Genomic DNA, 17,727 nt, shown 5'->3' on the forward strand with positions numbered 1-17,727 from the left:
TGCGACCGGTCAGCTCGCGTGGCGTTCCGGGACGACCCAGATGCGCTGCACCGCGGGAAATTCCGTGGTGTCGGCGCTGGGGTCGACCTCGACGTCCGCATCGAACTCCGGATACCAATGTGTCATGCCCGCAAGGGAATCCGCCGCATCGGGGATGTCGAGTTGCAGCTCGATGGTGTCGGTGAACGGGTCGATCACCGCGGCGTGGCGGGCCGGTTCCGGCGCGGCGTGGCGCGGGCGAAACCGTAGCCGATCGATGAAGTCATCGACGGAGGTGTATCCGGCCTCGTAGATCTCGGCCAGCAATCGTTCGGCGGGCGACGGGGCGTGGAATCCGCGCATACTGTCCCTCGATTTATCGATGTTTCACACTACGGTGTTGTTCAGGGGCGATGGGGGCTGTCGGGGACGCAGCCCCCACCTGACCTGATGTTGCGACAGCGGGACGCTGTGGGCATGGCGACCCGCTCTGCAAGCCCCGAGCTATCGAGGCAGTCAGAGCCTAAGCCACCCCGGAGCAACCGCACGGCATTTCGGGGGAAACTTCACTAATTCGCAGACGCGAAATTCGTTGCGCCAGGCCGTACCAGACGGTCGTATTGAATCGCCCACCACACCTGCGCACCCGTGTGGGCCCGGCGCAGATCGCACCCGGTCAGCTCCTCGAAACGGCCGATGCGATAGCGGACCGTATTGGGATGCACGATCAGTCGCTGTGCGGTCGCCTCGATGCGCATGCCGGTATCGAGATACGCCGTCACGGTGTCGATCAGCGTCGCGGCCGAGCCGCTGCTGCCCAGCGGCGCGAGATAGCGACGCACGAGTTCGGCGCCGAGTTCGGGATCGGCGGCGACGCCCGGAAGCAGTCCGAGACTGTCGAATTCACAGGTCCCGGTATGGCCGAGCGCGGCCGCCGTGGCCAGGGCGCGGCCCGCCAGCCGAAACGACCGCGGGGCCTCGGCGAGCGGGCGCGGTGGTCCGAACGCCAGCAGTGCCGCACCCGGAATGTGGATCGTGCGATCGGTGAACCCGGCGTAGTCGCCGTCGATCACGGTGCGGAAGGCGTAATCCGCGCCCTGGGGTCGCAGCAGACGGTCGAATTCGGTCGGCGGCGCCGCGTCGGCGCGGGCGCGGAAGGCACGATAGTCGGCGTCGGCGCGCAGGCCGTAGCGCTGAATGCCCAATGTCAGCTCGGTGGCCGAAATCGTGCCCGCCAGCACGGCTCGCGTGAATTCCGCGCGCTGGATACGGTCGTGACCGGCCCGGGTGCGCTCGACCTCGTGGTGGGCGTCGGAGAACGAGGCCGTCGCATCGTCGACCAATTCGAGCAGATCTCGGGTGATCTCGAACAGCACCGCGTCGTCGGCGCCGCATTCGGCCGCCACCGCGCTCAGCGTCTCGAGATGCAGGCGTTCGGCCAGGCGCCAGGCGCGTAGCAGCGCCTCCATGGACACCGCCTGCGTGGCGCGGATCCGGCCGTAATCGGTCAGCCGGGTGCCTTCGGACGATTCGACATCGGCCGTACCGGCGAGGGAGGCGAACAGCCGGTCCATGATCGCCATCGTCGTCGGCAGCAGATCGGCCGCATCGATCGTGCGGTAATCCGGAATCTCGGCGCGGGCCCGGTCGACGATTCGGCTGGCGAGGGCGTCGCGCTCGGCCCGCATCCGCGCCAGCAAGCGTTGCCGCGGGGCGCTCGAGGACTCGGACGACTCAGTCATGACAGGTCCGAGAATACGACGCGACTTTGGAGAAACCAACAAATCGCGGCCCCCGAACTTCGACGCGAAATCCATGGCTGCCCAGCCTGTGGCGTACGACACTCATCGGAGTTCCTCCGTGCCCCCGCCGGAGCGAAGCGAAGGCAGAAAGCAGAGACGCGCATGTATCTCACTCAGGGCCTGCACCGGGCCGTTCAGCAGAACCCCGACAGGGTCATGTCGATCTGCGGCGATCGTGTTCGCACCTTCGCCGAGGGTGCCGACCGGGTCGCGCGGCTCGCCGCGGCGTTGCGGCAGCTGGGTGTCGGCGAGGGTGATCGGGTCGCGATTCTGGCGCTCAACAGCGATCGGTATCTGGAGTACGTGCTGGCCGTGCCGTGGGCCGGAGCAGCGCTCAATCCGGTCAACATTCGCTGGAGTCCGGCGGAAATCGCTTATTCGCTGGAGGATTCCGAGACGGCGGTCCTGCTGGTCGACGATACCTTCGCCGCGATGGTGCCCGCGCTGCGGGCGGCCGCGCCGGTGCTGCGCACCGTGATCCACTGCGGTGACGGTCCCGCGCCCGACGGCATGCTGTCGTACGAGGAACTGATCGCGGGCGCGGACCCCGTCGAGGATGTTCGCCGCGGCGGTGACGCACCGGCCGGGATCTTCTATACCGGCGGGACCACCGGTCACCCCAAGGGTGTGGTGCTCAGCCACGCCGGTCTGCAGATCTCGGGGCTGGGCAGTCTGTCCACCGGATATCTGGCGCAACCCGGCGCTCGCTATCTGCACGCCGCCCCGATGTTCCACCTCGCCGATCTGGCCGGCTGTGTCACCCAGATCATGATGGGTGGCGCGCAGGTGATGGTTCCGGCCTTCGATCCGGTCGCGGTGATGAAAGCGATTGCCGATCACCAGGTTACGGATACGCTGCTGGTCCCGGTGATGATCCAGATGATCGTCGACCACCCGCGGGTGCGCGACTTCGATCTGTCCAGTGTGCGCGGCATCGTCTACGGGGCCTCGCCGATCGCGCAGGCCGTGCTCGAGCGTGCTATGCGGGCGTTCCCGCAGGCGCGCTTCGCCCAGGCCTACGGAATGACCGAATTGTCCCCCGTGGCAACACTTCTCGGTCCCGAGGACCACCTGGCCGGCCGGTTGCGTTCGGCGGGCCGCGCGGCCCCGCATGCCGAGGTGCGCATCGCCGATGCCGAGGACAACGAGGTGCCGCGCGGCACGGTCGGCGAGATCCTGGTCCGCGGCGGGCATGTGATGCTCGGTTACTGGAACCGGCCCGAGGAGACCACGGCGGCGCTGCGGGGCGGCTGGATGCACACCGGCGACGGCGGTTACATGGACGACGAGGGTTACGTCTACATCGTCGACCGGATGAAGGACATGATCGTCAGCGGTGGCGAGAACGTGTACTCCGCCGAGGTGGAGAACGCCGTATCCGCCCATCCGTCGGTGGCGGCGTGTGCGGTGATCGGTGTCCCGGACGAGGAGTGGGGCGAGCGGGTGCACGCGGTGATCGTGTGCCATCCCGGCGCCACGGTCACCGTTGAGGAGATCCGCGATCACGCCAAGCAATCGATCGCCGGCTACAAGACCCCGCGCACCATCGAGCTGGTCGACGCCCTGCCGGTCTCCGGTGCGGGCAAAATTCTCAAACGCGAACTGCGCAAACAGTATTGGGGCGATTCGGAGCGACAGGTCCACTGAGCGCGTCAGCGCAGCAAGGCGGCGAGGTGGGGTAGCGCCTCGACGGGATGTGCGGCGGCGATTCCGGCGGCGATCTCGCGGAATTCCCAGCCGTGGCGCTCGCGGCGGAAAACTCCCACCACCATGCCGGTATCGCCGCCCGCGCCGAGGTCGCGATCGGCGAGCACGATGCCGTCGCCGGCGGTGACGCGGCAGCGCGCGTTCTCGACTTCGGTGAAGGTCTGGCCGCTGTAGCAGGTGACGACCACGACGATGCCGGTGATCTCGGGGCGCACCCGGGTCAGGTCGAGGGTGATGATCTCGTCGTCGCCCTCGTCCTCGCCGTTGACGCTGTCGCCGAGCAGTCGCACCGCACCGTCGGCGGAGATCAGGTGCTGGTGATACACCACCTCCACCGGGTCGTCGCCGGCCAGCAGGACGGCGGCCGCGTTGAGGTCGATCGCGGTGCGGCGGGCGCCGAACCAGCGCCGGCCGCGGGCGGGGTCCCATCCCAGGCTCACGGTCGCGAATTCCACCGGACCCGCAGCGCCCTGTGGTTGTTCTCCGGACATCAGCCGCACCTCCCCGCCGAGCGGTGCGACGTCGGTGCGCACCGGCTTCTCGCGGTCATTATCGACCGTCGAGTGCGCGACGTTAACCGGCGGCCGGTGCCGAAACTCAGGTGCGGCCCGAAAATTGCTCGGCCACTGAGTAATTCAGCCGATGGGCCGATCGGTGGGAAGATTGACGTAACTCGGTGCGTTCGGATCCAGGCGCAGATGCTGGGGCTCGAGCTCGGAATCGTTGAGCATCGGACGGAACGGCATGGCCTTGGGCGCATTGGCCGCGAACAGGTCGATCCGCAGCCGATGCCCGATCTGCAGCCGAGCCTGGGTCGGGATCACCGCGATGTCGAGGCCCACGGGTTCGCCGGGTGTCACCGGCTGCCGCGCCGCGGCGGTGAGGAGATGGAACGGAATCGTGTAGTCGCCGTTGGCGGATCGGCTGCTGCGGGCATCGTCGACGGCGCGCATGGAGACGGTGAGCTGACCGGTGGTCAGTGCGGTGGAGGTGCCGTCGGGCGCGACGTCGTTGACGGTGGCGCTCCAGAATCCGTCGGTGGCGTCCTGCACGGTCTCGAGGTGGATGTCGATGGGCCCGGAGATGGCGGTCGGCGCGGACACCGGGGCGCTGGTGAAGGTCAGCGCATCGTGTTCAGCCACCCGGGAGTCCTTGGCGCAGGCATCGAGCATCGCCGCGGAACCGGCCGAACCCTGGGCCGCGTCCCGGGAGCAGAGGGTCGCCAGTCCCGGCGCCACGGTGAGTGTGGCGACCTCGGCCGGCGGCTGTGCGCTCAACGACCCGTCGTGCACCGCCGCATCGGTGGTGCCGCTGGGCCCGGCGGTCAGGTAGACCCGGCGGTGGTCGGCTCCCGGCTGCGGATACTGCGGCAGGGTCACCCAGCCGCCGCCCTGCTCCTTCAGCACGATGGGGCCGTAGCTGTCGATACCGTTGTCGATGTCCTTGAGCCACTTGTCGAACCACGCCCGCTGCAACACCTCGAGTCGCGGCGGGGCGCCGGGTACGCCGGTGCCGGCGCCGGGATTGGCGTGATAGGTGTCGCCGACCACGAGTTGTTTCCGCCCGGCCGGCAGCGGGATGGCCTGGTAGATCTTGGTGGCGCTGTTGGCGAAGATGTCGTGCCAGCCGCCGTAGACGAAGGTGGGCACGGTAACTCGTTCCGGATGTCCCATCAGGGCCTGGCGGAAATCGCTGCCGGAGTCCAATGCGTCCGAGAGGGCGGGCGGCATATCGTCCATCGACGGCGTCAACAGGGCCTGAGCGAGCAGGTCCACATTGGTGGCCGGATCCGCCACCCGGGCGCTGAGCCATTTCCAGTCGAAGGTTCCGTTGAGGATCGCCTTCAGATCGGGGATCAGCTTGAGCTGATTGACCGTCTGGAGCCACATCGGCAGGAAGGTGGTGCCGACGCCACCGCCCGGCGCCACCACGTCACGCATCAGATCGCTGCCGGGCACCACCGGGAAGATGGCGCGCAGCGCCGCCGGGGCGTCCTCCGCCGCTCGCAGCTGATTGATGGCCGCGTACGAGCCGCCGCTCATCGCCACCTTGCCGTTCGAGAACGGTTGTGCCGCAGCCCAATCGATCACCTCGCGGGTGTCGATCTGTTCCCGCGCGCCCAGGGTCTCCCAATTGCCCTGGGACTGTCCGGTGCCGCGCACGTCGGCGACCACCAGCGTGTAGCCGCTGCGAATCAGATTGCGGTCCAAGCCGAGGACGGTCGGCACGGTGCCGCCGTCGAGGGCGTGCAGCAGATCGCCGAAGCTGCTGATCGGGGTGCCGGAGAGGTTGATCTGCCGGACCAGGGACATGACCAGGGGCTGCAGTGCGGGATTCTCCACCGCCGAGCCGACCAGATCGGTCATCAGCTTGGTGTAGGGCGTGAGATTGACGATGGTCGGCAGCGGCTGGGCGACCACCGCGCCGGAGGCGTCGACCGGCCGGTACACGTCGGCCTTCAGCACGATCCCGTCGCTCATCCGGATCGGCACATCGGAGTCCAGGTGGACGTCCGAATATTGCTGAGGGCCGTCGTGCACGGCGGTCCACTGGTCCTCGCGGCCGGCGAGGCCGGGGGCGGCGGAGTGCGGTAGGCCACCGAAGAGGGCGGTGGCGGTCGCGGAAATCCCCACTGCCGCAACGGCAATCAGGGTTCGGACGGGCACGACGGGTTTGCGCGATCGCAGCTGCCCGAACATCACGCCCCTTCTCGGTTGAGTTTCGCGCACGACTGGGCCGGTCATCGACGATAGCAATCCGCTACCGAAAATCCTGGTAGCGCGGCCCTGGTGTCGCGCGCGGAACTCAGTCGCCGAGCCGGACCGGGAACTGGGCCAGATCGTTCTGCGTCAGCACGGGAAGATTGTGAATCTCCTCCACCGGTACGGCCAACGACAGCTGCGGGAACCGTTCGAACAGCGCGGGCAGTGCGATCGAGGCTTCCAGCCGGGCGAGCGCGGCGCCCGGGCAGATGTGCGGTCCGTGACCGAAACTGATGTGCCGCTTGGCCGTCGGCCGGGTGATATCGAAGGCGTCGGCGTCGGCGCCGTGCACCGTGGTGTCGCGGCCGATGGCCCGATACGACATGACCACCCCCTCGCCGCGTTCGATGACGGTGTCGCCGACGGTGATGTCCTCGGTCGCGAACCGCATCAGCAGATGTGTCACCGGACCGTCCCAGCGCAGCGTCTCCTCGATCGCTGTCTCCCAATCGATCTGCCCCGACCGCACCAGCTCGAACTGCTCCGGATGGGTGAGCAGGGCGCGCACGGTGGTGAGAATCAACGACACCGTGGTCTCGTGCCCGGCGGCGACCAGCGCCTGCAGATTGCCGACCACCTCGGCCTCGCTGAGCGGATCGCCACCGTCGGTGGCCAGGATCAGCGCACTGGTCAGGTCGTCGGCCGGGTCGGCGGACTTCTTGCGCACCATCTCGGTGAAGTACTCGCCCATCCGCTCGATCACCGCGAGCCGCTCGTCCTGTGGGGTGAGCAGGGAGAAGAACGCCTTGTACCAGTCGAGCAGCATCGGATGATCGGCGTGGTCGACGCCCATGAGCTCGCTGATCACGCGCATCGGCAGCGGATAGGCGAAGACCGATTTCAGGTCGACCGTGCCGTCGCCGGCGGCGGTCAGATCGTCCAGCAGTGCGGCGACGGTCGATTCGATGAACGGGCGCAGGGAGGTCAGGCGGCGCGCGGTCAGCGCCTGGGTGGTCTTGATGCGCAGGCGGCGGTGTTCGGGGCCGTCGACGGTGAACATCGAGACTCCGACGTCGATCATGCCGATCAGCGGCCACTGCCGGGTGACCACGCCGTCGCGCCACAGCGACCAGGAGTTGATGTCCTTGACCAGCCGCGGGTCGATGAGCAACTGCCGGGCCAGGGTGTGGCCGGTGACGGTCCAGGCCGGTACGCCCAGCAGTTCGATCCGGGTCAGCTGTCCGGCATCGCGTAATCGGGCGGTCTCACCGGCGAGGTCGCCGACCATCGGATCGATCACGAGCGGTGCGGCATGCGGGCAACTGGCATTCACGGGGTACCTCCCACGGTACGAACGGGTGTGAAGGTGACCGGCAGCGCCGTCATTCCGCGCAGGAACGGCGACGGCCGGCGAGTCAGTTCGGTGGCGGCGACGGCGAGGTCGAGATCCGGCAGCCGATCCAGCAGCACTTCGATCCCGGTGCGCGCGATGATCTCCGCGATCTGCTGGGCCGGGAAGGGGCAGCGGTATTCGCCGTAACTGAACGCGAAATGCGCGCTGTTGCCGCTGTGCGCGGGTGCGAGGGAATCGGAAAGATCTTGGCGCACATGCGGATCGGCGTTCGCGCCGGCCAGGCCGAGCAGCAGCATATCGCCGCGCCGGATGGTCTTGTCGGCCAGCCGGGTGTCGCGCGAGGCCCAGCGCCCGGCCAGGATCTGGGTGGGGGTGTCCTCCCACAGCACCTCGTTCATCGCCTGCCCGATGCTGTGGCGGCCACCGCCGAGGGCGGCCGCGAAGCGATCGTCGGTGAGCATCAGCCGCACCGAATTTCCCAGCCAGTCGCTGGTCGGCAGCTGGCCCGCGGCCGTGACGGCCATCAGATCGAGCGCGTATTCCTCGTCGCTGAACCGTTCGGGCGAGTGCAGCATCCGCGAGGTGAGATCGTTGCCCGGGCGCGACTTCTTCATCGCGACGAGTCGCTGCATATGTTCGGCGAATCGACCGTAGGCCGCCTGCGCCTCGGCGCCACCGTCGGCGAGGGTCTTCATGGTCCAGGCCAGATCCGCGCCCTGATCGTCGGGGAATCCGATCACCCAGGCCAGCGCCAGCACCGGCAGTGGTTCGGCGAATTCCGCGATCAGGTCCGCGGTGCCGCGCCCGCAGAAGCGGTCGATCAGCTGATCGGCCAGATCCTCACAGGCCCTGCGCAATCCGAACGGGTCGACCTGTTCGAGTGCGGGCTCGACCATGGCCAGATGCCGCAGATGCTCGGCTCCCGCGGTGAAGTAGATCGACGGCATCGGACGGCCGACCATCGGCAGCAGCGGCCAGTCCTCGGGGATGTTCGGCCACTGGTTCCAGCGCGCCACATCGCGCGGGAACAGTTCCGCATCGCTGGTGACCTGGTGAACTTCGCGATAACCGATCACCAGCCAGGCCGGAATTCCGCCGGGCAGTTCCACCGAGACCACCGGGCCATGCGCTCGCCGCATCTCCCGGTACAACTCGTGCGGGTCGGTGTGGAAACGCGGGCCGCTCAACGGCATCGGATCGGCGGGCGAGACCGGGCAACCACCGGCGCTGAGACCGGCCTGCGGCGCGTTCATCGGGCCGATCCCCGGGCGGCGGCCCGCAGGCCGGCGGCGTGCAGATGTTCGACCAGGGCGATCAGCACCCGCTTGCCCGAATCCCGCGAGCGCGCATCGCATTCCACCAGTGGCACGTGCGGATCCAGGTCCAAGGCGGCGCGCAGTTGGGTGTCGTCGTGGCCGGCGGGCCCGAAGATGTTGCACGCCACCACGAACGGGGTCTGCTGATGTTCGAGCCGGTCGATGGCGTACCAGGAGTCGGTGATCCGGCGCGGGTCGACGAGCACGATCGCGCCCAGCGCGCCGGTGAACAACCGGTCCCACAGGAACCAGAAGCGCTCCTGCCCCGGTGCGCCGAACAGATAGAGAACGTGTTCCGCGTCGATGGTGATGCGGCCGAAGTCGAAGGCGACCGTGGTGGTGGATTTGGCCGGTGCGCCGGTGGGATCGTCGATGCCGATGCCCAGCGAGGTCATCGTCGCCTCGGTGTCGAGCGGGCGGATCTCGCTGACCGCGCGGACCATGGTGGTTTTACCGACGCCGAAACCGCCGACGATGACGACCTTGAGCCCGTGCCGGGCGGTGTCGGCCAGCGGCGCCTGGGCCCGGGCGGGACGGTCGCCGAACCCGGTGCGGAGGGGGTCAGAGGTTGCGGAGTCCAACGAGCACCTTCTCCAGTATTTCGGTGTCGGGCAGGGCATTCCACGGCTCCCACGCGGGCGGGGAATGCGGGTGGCGCACGGTGATCTTTCCGGCGTCGAGCAGGTCGGCCAGCAACACCATCGTGATGCCGACCGGCAGCCGTAATTCCGCGGCGATCTCGACCACGGCCGTCGGCGCCCGGCAGATCTCGAGGATCGCGACCTGCTCGGACTGCATCCCCGGGGCAGGCTCCGATTCGGCCACCACGAGTGTCACCAGATCGAAGGCGTCGGTATCGGGGTGGCTGCGGCCGCCGGTGAGGGTGTAGAGCCGGTCCGGGGTGTCGTCGCGGCCCGGCCTGGTCATCGCGCCCGCCTCACGGCCGCGGGCCGCGCGGCGCGGCGGAGAGGTGTTCGCCGAGCTGTTCGACCAGTTCGCTCATGTTGTGGCCGACCAGTCCGGCATCTGCCTCGGCATCGGCGACGACCGCGATGTGGGCGCCCAATCCGGCCTCGACGATGAACAGGATGCCGCCGTAGAACTCCGTCATCGACTGCCGCACGCCACTGCGCCCGTCGCCGAATTCCACCGAGGCGCCGTGCGAGAGGCTCTGGATTCCGGCCGCGATCGCGGCCAGCTGATCGGCCTTGTCCACCGACAGTTCCGGGGTGTGGCAGATCTTGAGACCGTCGCTGGACAGCAGCAGGGCGTGCCGGCTGTGCGGGGTGCGGGCCAGCAGCTGGTCCAGGAGCCAATCCAGGTGCGCCGGTACCGAAGTGGTCATCGATCGTTCTCCAGGGCAATCGAAGGGGAAGGGGAATCCGGGGCCGAGACCGCGCGCTGGAAGGCGCCGAGGGCCGACGGCCGCGTCCGCGGGTAGGCCGAATCCTCGACGGCGGCGGTGCGCAGGCCGTCGGGATGGACCGCGGCGAGAGTGCTGCCGCGGCGGCGCTTCGGTAAGGGCTCGGCCGACCGGTCGGGATGCGGAACCGCTTGCTTGGCAGAGTGTTTCGAGGCCGCGGTGGGGGCGTCGGCGTCCCGGTCGTCGGTGACGGGCGGTCCGAACGGACTCGCCGGAAGGGCGGCCGGGGTCGCGACCCGCGCCGCGGGCGGCAGTTCGATCGTCGCGGTGGAGCCGGGGGAGCGGTCCAGGCGCGTGGTCAGATCGCGCGGAACCACCACGACGACCGCCGTGCCGCCGATCGCCGACGGGCGATACGACACGGTGAGCGCGTGTTTGCGCGCCAGATTGCCGACCACCGCGAGCCCGAGCCGGGTGCCGGTCAGCGAGGACAGATCGGTATCCGCTCCGCGTGCCGTCCGGGTGCCGGACACCGCCTGTTCGGCGCGGCGCAGGGCGGATTCGCTCATCACCAGTCCGCTGTCCTCGATGGTGACGACGACGCCGGCCGGCACTTCGGCGGCGTAGACGTGGACTTCGGTGGTGGGCGGGGAGAAATTGCACGCGTTGTCGATCAGCTCGGCCAGCGCGTGCATGACGCCCTCGGCGGCATGACCGGCGATCGCGATTTCGGCGACCGCGCGCAGGCGCACCCGGCGGTAGCCCGCGACGCGGCCCATGGCGCCGCGTAGAATCGATTCCATCGCAATGGGTTTCGCCCACCGCCGGCCCGAGCGGGCGCCGCTGAGCACCGCGATACTGTCGGCCAGACGGCCGGCCTGTGCGGTGCGGTGGTCGAGGGTCAGCAGATCGGCCAGCACCGACGGATCGGCGTGCCGATGTTCCATTTCGCGCAATTCGGCCAGCATCGAGGTGGTCATCGCCTGCATCCGCCCGGCGGCGCCGGCGAACGCCGCCATCGCGGCCACCCGGCGGTTCTCGCTGCCGCCGGCCTCCCGCCCCGCCGCGACCGCGGTGTCGTGGGCGGCGGCCAGGCGCGCCTCGCTCTCGGCGACGTAGTGTGCCGTCGCACGCTCGGCTCGATCGTTGGCCTCGCGGTAGCGAATAGCCTGGTCACGGTAGTGACCGGCGAATCCCGACGTCACGGCCAAGGCCAGCCCCACGACCGCGGCGGCGACGACCGCGGTCATTCGTTCGGTCTCGGGCGCGAACCGGAGCATGCCGAGGCAAGCCGCGGCGCCGACGAAGACGCAAATCGTCGCGGGAAGGAGAAAGGCCGGTACTCGTCGCGGTGGCCGGGATGTGGCGGCGCCGCCGGGCGCCTGCTGCGAATTGACTGAATAGGTCACTATCGATACTTCCGGATCCACATCCACGTGTGCGGAGATGGCACAGTTCCCCCACCTTCCGCTGTGCACGGCTGACTCGAATGCGCGGACCGCCAGACGATTTCGAAATTCGCGCACGAGCATAACGCCGACCCCGAGGGTGCGCTACCCGAAGTGTTTCGTGCCGTCCGTCGGCTTCGAAATGGAAGTTTCACGGCGAGTTCTCGAAATGAAGGAATGTGATACCGAGTGCCCCGTTTCCGCGAAAACACTGCTCGGCAACCATGTTCGAAAATACTGGCGAATGTGTCGTGCGCGCGATCGGCACGATCACGAACTGAAAACGTTGCGGCGCACTATCTTTCGGCAATTTAGTGAACAGCGTTCATTTCACCCTGAGCAGTGCTTTTCTTCGCGACACGAGTGTCCGGTGAGCGGGAGTGCGCGCCGGACCGAAACCTGTTTCAGTTACCGTCCGGGCATGGCCGCAGAACCGAACGACATCATCGATCCGCACCGCTACGGGCCGTGGGCCGTCATCGCCGGCGGTTCGGAGGGGGTCGGCGCGGAGTTCGCCGACCGGCTCGCCGCCGCGGGAATCAATATCGTCCTGCTGGCACGGCGGGAGGGCCCGCTGGCCGAGACCGCCGAACGTGTCGCGGCGCGTGGGGTCCAGGTACGGACACTGGCGGTCGATCTCACCGCGCCCGACGCACCGTCGCGCGTCGCGTCCGCGACCGCCGACGTGGAGGTCGGCCTGCTCGTCTACAACGCGGGGGCCAACACCCACAGCGCCGAATTCCTCGACGGCGACCTCGACGCGTTCGCCGCCATGAACGCGCTCAATGTCACCGCGCCGCTGGCGCTCGTGCACCATTTCGGGCGCGGCATGCGTGAGCGGGGCCGCGGCGGCATCGTGCTGGTCGGCTCGCTCACCGGTTACTGCGGCTCGGCCCGCCACACCGTCTACGGCGGTTCCAAGGCGTATCTGCGGATCTTCGCCGAGAGCCTGTGGCTGGAACTGCGGGATTACAACGTCGACGTGCTGCATCTGGTGCTGGGTGTCACCCGGACACCGGCGATGGCACGTGCGGGATTGAATTTCGACATCCCCGGCATGCTCGTGGCCGAACCGGCCGATGTGGCGCGCGAAGGGCTCGAGCAGCTGGCCAACGGACCGGTGTTCGTCGCGGGCGGCAATGCCGAGACGGCGGCGCGCAGCAGCGGTCCGGATCGGGCGGCGATCGTGCTGGGCGGGCATCGCCGGATGCAGAAGTTGATCGGCGCCGAACCGGATCCGCGATGACCGGCCCGGTGCGCCTGGCCCTGTCGTCGCCGATCGTGGTGCGGTTCCCCGGGCAGTACTCGCCGTGGGAGGCCGATGCCGGCATGGCGGAACTCGCCCGCATCGCCGAGACCGCCGACCGCCTGGGCTTCGACCATCTCACCTGCAGTGAACACACCGCGGTACCGGCGTCGGTGGCCGCTTCCCGGGGTGCGACCTACTGGGATCCGCTGGCCACGCTCGCGTATCTGGCCGCCCGCACCACCCGGATCCGGCTCGCCACCTCGGTGCTGGTGCTGCCGTATCACCACCCGCTCGAGATCGCCAAGCGCTACGGCACACTGGACCGGATCAGTGGCGGCCGGGTCGTCCTGGGTGTCGGGGTGGGATCTCTGCGGGCGGAATTCGATCTGCTCGGGGCGATCTGGGAGGGACGCGGAGAGCGCGCCGACGATGCGATAGCCGCCCTGCGCGCCGCATTCGGCGTGCGCGAACCCGATTACGCCGGAACGCATTACAGCTTCTCCGGGTTGATCGTCGAGCCTGCCGGAGTGCAATCCCGGGTGCCCATCTGGGTGGGCGGGCGAACCATGCGCTCGCTGCGCCGCGCGGTCCGCTTCGGCGACGGGTGGATGCCGTTCGGCTTGCCGATGGCGGAGCTGAAAACGATGCTCTCGCAGGTCGATTCGCCACCCGGATTCGAGGTGGTACTGCCCACCGGTCCGCTGGATCCGCTCGGTGAGCCGGACCGGGTGACGCGGCGGCTCGCGGCCCTGGCGGATGCGGGTGCGACACTGGCCGGATGCGCCGTCACCGCGAACTCGGCCGAACACTACTGCGACCAATTGGCCGCATTGGCCGAGCTGGCGAACCGGTGAGCCCGATATCGCCACGGGCGGACCAGAGGAGGACGAGATGACCGAGGTCGAACTCGCGGATATTCTCCGCCGGCTGCGACGGGTCGAGGACGAACTCGCGATCCTGCGCATCATCGCGTCCTACGGACCGCTGGTCGATGCCGGGCAGGCGCAGGCGACCGCCGAATTATGGTGTACCGACGGCGAATACGACGTCGAGGGCTGGCGGATGCGGGGGCGTGACCAGGTGCGCGCGATGGTGGAATCGCCCGCGCATCGGACGCTCATCGCCGCCGGGTCGGCGCATTTCCAGGGTCCGGCACGCATCGACATCGACGGTGACGAGGCGCTCGCGGTCTTCGAATCACTGCTGGTGCATCGCGAATCGGACGGTTACGAGGTGCTGCGCGCGAGTGTGCACCGGCTCGAACTGCGCCGCGAATCCGACGGGTGGCGCATCGCCCGCCGCACCGGCCGGCTGCTCGACGGGGGTGAGCAGGCACGAGAACTGCTGTCCACCTTCGCGCGCCGAAGCGGGGACCGGCCCTCGGCCGATCCCCGCGACTGAATGCCGGTTACTTGTCGGCGATGAGCCCGTACTCGGCGAGCAGCAGTCCGACCTCCGAACTCTCCAGCTTCCCGATGAGCCTGCGCCGCAACGCCTCCGGGCCCGGGATCTTCAGCGCGTCCCCGTCGCGCATGTGGCCGACCGCATTGAGCAGTCTGCGCACGTCGTACGTGGAGTTGAACACTTCGGGCACGCCACGCTCGATGCCCAGCAGCCGATAGGCGGCCTCCATACCGGTGCGCACCGAGTACTCGGTGGTGAAGATGCAGTCCCGGCTCGTTTCGGCGAACTGGCCGATGAAGGCGAAGTTCACCGCGCCCTCGGGCACCACGTCGGGCCTGTCACCGGCCTGGCGCGGCATGAAGAACGAGGTGACGTAGGGCATCATCACAGGCACGCACTTCGCGGCCTCGGCCGCCAGTTCCGGGATGTCGTCGAGCGGAACGCCCAAGTGGTACAACCACTCCTGGGTGATCTCCTCGCCGGTGCACTCCTGCATCGTCTTGTGCACGTAGTCGCCCGGCTTGTCGGCGAACAGCGAGTACACCCACACCACGATCTGATCGGCCGGTTGCTGTTTGAAGTGCGGTTGCCGGTTCACCGTCCAGCTCAGCAGCCAGCTGGAATCCCGGGCGGTGACGATGCCGCCGGTGACGACCTTGCCGCTGAAGGGATCGCGTTTGCAGATCTTGCGGATGTACTCCGGTATGCGCTGATCGAGTGTGGTGACCGTCGCCGATTCCCATTTGGTCTGGGGAATATGGGATCCGAAGACGTCGGGGCGGCCGAAGGCGCGATCCTTGGCCGCGATCCGCCGCCACAGTTCCCATGCGGGCGCCGGTCCCTCGTTCAGTGTCGCCGGGGTGTGGTGATCGCCCTCGTCGGAGTTCTCCACCAGCGAACCGATCGTGGTGAACAACAGATCGTCCGGGCCCAGCCGGACGCCGCCCTCGACCCCGTCCGAGACCCAGTGGATACCGGTGGCCTGCTTGCGATCCGCGGTGATGTCGAAGTCGATATCGGTGACCTCGGTATCGAACCGGAACGTCACGCCCTGATCGAGCAGCCACCGATACAGCGGCAGCACCAGCGATTCGTACTGGTTGTACTTGGTGAACTTCAATGCCGAGAAGTCCGGCAGGCCGCCGATGTGATGGATGAACCGGTGCAGGTACAGCTTCATCTCCAGCGCGCTGTGCCACTCCTCGAAGGCGAACATCGTGCGCCAGTACAGCCAGAAGTTGCTCTGCAGGAAGTCCTTTCCGAACACCTCGTCGATGCGCTTGTTCTCCATCTCCTCGCGGGTGGCGAGGAAGATCTTCGCGATGTCCTTCTGCGCCCTGTCGTTCAGCGCGAAGAGGCCGTCGGTGTGCGCGTCCTGGCCGCGATCCACCGTGGCACGCTGCAGCGAGTAGTTCGGATCGTCCTTGTTCAGCCAGTAGAACTCGTCGAGGACGCTCGCGCCCTCGATCTCGATCGAGGGCACCGAGCGGAACAGGTCCCATAGGCACTCGAAGTGGTTCTCCATTTCGCGGCCACCACGGATGACGAAACCCTTTGCCGGCTCCTTGATTCCGTCCAGCGCGCCACCGGGCAGCTTCAATCGCTCCAGGATGGTGATCCGGTCACCGGACATCTGCCCGTCGCGGATCAGGAAGGCCGCGCCCGACAGCGAGGCCAGGCCCGCCCCGACGAACCACGCCGTCTTGTCGTCGACGCCCTCGGGTTTGCGCGGGCGGGCGAACGCCTCGTAGTTGCCGCTGCTGTAGTACATTCGGGTCTCTCCTGCCTCTAGGTTGTTCGCCCCGACTGTCGAATGTGGCTGTGCCGTAACGCCTTACGCGTTGTACCGGTAGAAGCCCTCGCCGCTGGCCAGGCCGAGCCTGCCCTTGTCGATGTATTCCGACTTCAGCCACCGCGCCAGCTTCTGGCCGTCCTCGCCGCTGTTGACCAGGATGTTGTACGGCGTGGTCAGACCGACGATGTCGAGGATCTGGAAGGGGCCCGCGGGCGCGCCGGTGCCGATGCGCCAGGTCTCGTCGACGGCCTTCGGCTCCGCGTAGCCGCCCGCCGCCAGCGCCATCGCCGAGTTGAGGAACGGCACGAGCAGCGAGTTGAGGACGTAGCCGGCCTTCTCCTTGTGCAATTCGATCGGCACCATGCCGATGGCCCGGGCGAATTCCACCACCGCCTGATACACCTTCGGATCGGTGTCCTCGGTGCCCATGACCTCGGCGGTGTTGAAGTGCCACACCTGATTCGCGAAGTGCAGGGCGAGGAATCGGTCCGGGCGGCCGGTGGCGTCCTTCATGTCGCTGGGCAGCAGCGTCGAGGAGTTGGTGGCGAAGATGGTGTGCTCGGGCGCGAGCTCACCGAGCCGGCGATAGGTGTCCTGTTTGATCGACAGCACCTCGGGCACCGCTTCGATGATCAGATCCGCGTCCCGGGCCGCCTCGGCGAGATCGCTGGTGAGCGCGATGCCCGCGGCGGCGGCCTCGGCCTTGCCGTCACCCGCGCCCGGTACCTGCTCACGGTAGGTGGCCGCGAGTTTGTCGAAACGCTCGTGCGCGGCGGTCAGCGCCTCGTCGTTGATGTCGTAGGCGGTCACCTCGAAACCGTTGAAGGCGGTCTGGAAGGCGATCTGGGATCCCAGGACGCCGGTCCCGAGGACGCTCACCTTGCGAATCGTGCCGGACATGTCGACTCCGTTCTGCGGGCCGTGGCCCGCGTTGGTTTTTCAGGCTCCGGTGACCGCGGCGCTGCGGAAACCGGCGACGAGCTGAGCGATCTGGGCGTGGAGATCGTCGATCGGATCGTGGTGGGGGTGGACGCCGGTGGACGGGCGCACCAGCGCCATGTGCAGTACCGCGAAGAGACTGCGGCCCGCCACGCGGGCCGCCTCCCGCTGCGCGGCCGTGGGCTCGCCGGAGTTCGCGACCGCGGTCAGCAGAATCTCGGCGAGGACCGACTCGAGCTGCGCCACCAATGCCAGCCCCTGTTCCCGGTAGGTCTCCTCGGGCGGGCCGAACAGTAATTCGCGCTGGTAGGCGATGGTGTTCTCGGTATTGCGCGCCGCCGCGACCAGGATCGGCCGCAGCAATGCCGTGATCGCGCCCACCGGATCGGCGATGTCGCGGGCGCGGCGGGCGCCGGCCTCGAGCGCCGACCGGAAGTCCTCGTTGTAGACCATGAGCAGCAGCTGTCCCTTGGACGAGGCGTAGCGGAACAGCGTGCCCGCGGCGATATCGGCCCGATCGGAGATCTGCTGAGTGGTGACCGCGGAGAAACCGCGTTCGGCAAACAACCGCGCGGCCACCTCGAAGATCCGGCTCTGCTTCTCGCGCATATTGCGCACCCGCCGCCCGACCTGCCGGCTCTGCTGTGTACTTGCCACTCGACACCTCCT

Annotated in this window: 17 protein-coding genes; 4 read left to right on the forward strand and 13 right to left on the reverse strand. The window is 68.1% G+C overall.

Translation table 11 applies throughout. The features are described from left to right. Positions 1-9: 9 nt before the first annotated feature. The gene (locus NE2_RS18710; RefSeq protein WP_063012126.1) at positions 10-342 is read right to left on the reverse strand and encodes a hypothetical protein; all 333 of its coding nucleotides are present in this window, start codon (positions 340-342) and stop codon (positions 10-12) included. Between the two features lie 206 nt (positions 343-548). Beyond that, positions 549-1,721, reverse strand: coding sequence for a PucR family transcriptional regulator (locus NE2_RS18715; RefSeq protein ID WP_063027895.1), 1,173 nt, complete (start codon positions 1,719-1,721; stop codon positions 549-551). Between the two features lie 162 nt (positions 1,722-1,883). Between NE2_RS18715 and NE2_RS18720 the strand changes: the two genes are divergently transcribed. Continuing rightward, a complete protein-coding gene (locus NE2_RS18720) occupies positions 1,884-3,428 on the forward strand; it encodes a long-chain-fatty-acid--CoA ligase (RefSeq protein WP_063027897.1) in 1,545 nt (514 codons plus the stop codon). Between the two features lie 5 nt (positions 3,429-3,433). Here NE2_RS18720 and NE2_RS18725 read toward each other — a convergent pair whose 3' ends face one another. The 8 genes from NE2_RS18725 to NE2_RS18760 all read right to left on the reverse strand — a co-directional run bounded on the left by NE2_RS18725 (position 3,434) and on the right by NE2_RS18760 (position 11,473). Further along, positions 3,434-3,979 carry a TerD family protein gene (locus tag NE2_RS18725; protein WP_063027963.1) on the reverse strand — a complete coding sequence of 182 codons (546 nt, stop codon included), beginning with the start codon at positions 3,977-3,979 and terminating at the stop codon, positions 3,434-3,436. Positions 3,980-4,123: 144 nt separating this feature from the next. After that, positions 4,124-6,187 (reverse strand): CocE/NonD family hydrolase, encoded by a 2,064-nt coding sequence (locus NE2_RS18730; RefSeq protein WP_063027899.1) that lies wholly within the window; start codon positions 6,185-6,187, stop codon positions 4,124-4,126. Between the two features lie 106 nt (positions 6,188-6,293). After that, positions 6,294-7,523 (reverse strand): cytochrome P450 family protein, encoded by a 1,230-nt coding sequence (locus tag NE2_RS18735; protein ID WP_063027901.1) that lies wholly within the window; start codon positions 7,521-7,523, stop codon positions 6,294-6,296. After that, on the reverse strand, positions 7,520-8,797 hold the full coding sequence (locus NE2_RS18740; RefSeq protein ID WP_063027903.1) for a cytochrome P450: 1,278 nt from the start codon (positions 8,795-8,797) through the stop codon (positions 7,520-7,522). Before NE2_RS18740 ends, NE2_RS18735 begins: the two co-directional genes overlap by 4 nt. After that, a complete protein-coding gene (locus NE2_RS18745; protein ID WP_267468917.1) occupies positions 8,794-9,372 on the reverse strand; it encodes a GTP-binding protein in 579 nt (192 codons plus the stop codon). The genes NE2_RS18740 and NE2_RS18745 overlap by 4 nt, the downstream gene beginning before the upstream one ends. Positions 9,373-9,421: 49 nt before the next feature. Continuing rightward, positions 9,422-9,787, reverse strand: a complete 366-nt coding sequence (locus NE2_RS18750) for a DUF742 domain-containing protein (RefSeq protein WP_063027907.1) — start codon at positions 9,785-9,787, stop codon at positions 9,422-9,424. A 10-nt stretch (positions 9,788-9,797) separates the two neighbouring features. After that, positions 9,798-10,205: a roadblock/LC7 domain-containing protein gene (locus NE2_RS18755; protein WP_036506268.1), complete on the reverse strand. Its 408-nt coding sequence runs from the start codon at positions 10,203-10,205 to the stop codon at positions 9,798-9,800. Further along, positions 10,202-11,473, reverse strand: a complete 1,272-nt coding sequence (locus NE2_RS18760; protein ID WP_233429821.1) for a sensor histidine kinase — start codon at positions 11,471-11,473, stop codon at positions 10,202-10,204. The genes NE2_RS18755 and NE2_RS18760 overlap by 4 nt, the downstream gene beginning before the upstream one ends. 640 nt (positions 11,474-12,113) lie before the next feature. On the opposite strand from NE2_RS18760, the gene NE2_RS18765 reads away from it, so the two are divergent. From NE2_RS18765 to NE2_RS18775, 3 genes are read left to right on the forward strand one after another with little or no spacing between them, the layout of a single operon-like run. After that, the gene (locus NE2_RS18765) at positions 12,114-12,917 is read left to right on the forward strand and encodes an SDR family NAD(P)-dependent oxidoreductase (protein WP_063027965.1); all 804 of its coding nucleotides are present in this window, start codon (positions 12,114-12,116) and stop codon (positions 12,915-12,917) included. Between the two features lie 8 nt (positions 12,918-12,925). Beyond that, positions 12,926-13,774 carry a TIGR03619 family F420-dependent LLM class oxidoreductase gene (locus NE2_RS18770; protein WP_063027967.1) on the forward strand — a complete coding sequence of 283 codons (849 nt, stop codon included), beginning with the start codon at positions 12,926-12,928 and terminating at the stop codon, positions 13,772-13,774. Positions 13,775-13,811: 37 nt separating this feature from the next. Further along, positions 13,812-14,321 carry a nuclear transport factor 2 family protein gene (locus NE2_RS18775; RefSeq protein WP_063027911.1) on the forward strand — a complete coding sequence of 170 codons (510 nt, stop codon included), beginning with the start codon at positions 13,812-13,814 and terminating at the stop codon, positions 14,319-14,321. Positions 14,322-14,328: 7 nt separating this feature from the next. Here NE2_RS18775 and NE2_RS18780 read toward each other — a convergent pair whose 3' ends face one another. The 3 genes from NE2_RS18780 to NE2_RS18790 form a co-directional block, all read right to left on the reverse strand. Continuing rightward, a complete protein-coding gene (locus tag NE2_RS18780) occupies positions 14,329-16,095 on the reverse strand; it encodes an oleate hydratase (RefSeq protein ID WP_063027913.1) in 1,767 nt (588 codons plus the stop codon). A gap of 63 nt (positions 16,096-16,158) precedes the next feature. After that, positions 16,159-17,019: a 3-hydroxyacyl-CoA dehydrogenase gene (locus NE2_RS18785; RefSeq protein ID WP_063027915.1), complete on the reverse strand. Its 861-nt coding sequence runs from the start codon at positions 17,017-17,019 to the stop codon at positions 16,159-16,161. Between the two features lie 39 nt (positions 17,020-17,058). After that, complete coding sequence (locus NE2_RS18790) at positions 17,059-17,715, reverse strand: TetR/AcrR family transcriptional regulator (protein ID WP_233429822.1); 657 nt, start codon at positions 17,713-17,715, stop codon at positions 17,059-17,061. Between the last annotated feature and the right edge of the window lie 12 nt (positions 17,716-17,727).

Source organism: Nocardia elegans NBRC 108235 (genome assembly GCF_001612845.1).
Lineage (GTDB): Bacteria > Actinomycetota > Actinomycetes > Mycobacteriales > Mycobacteriaceae > Nocardia > Nocardia nova.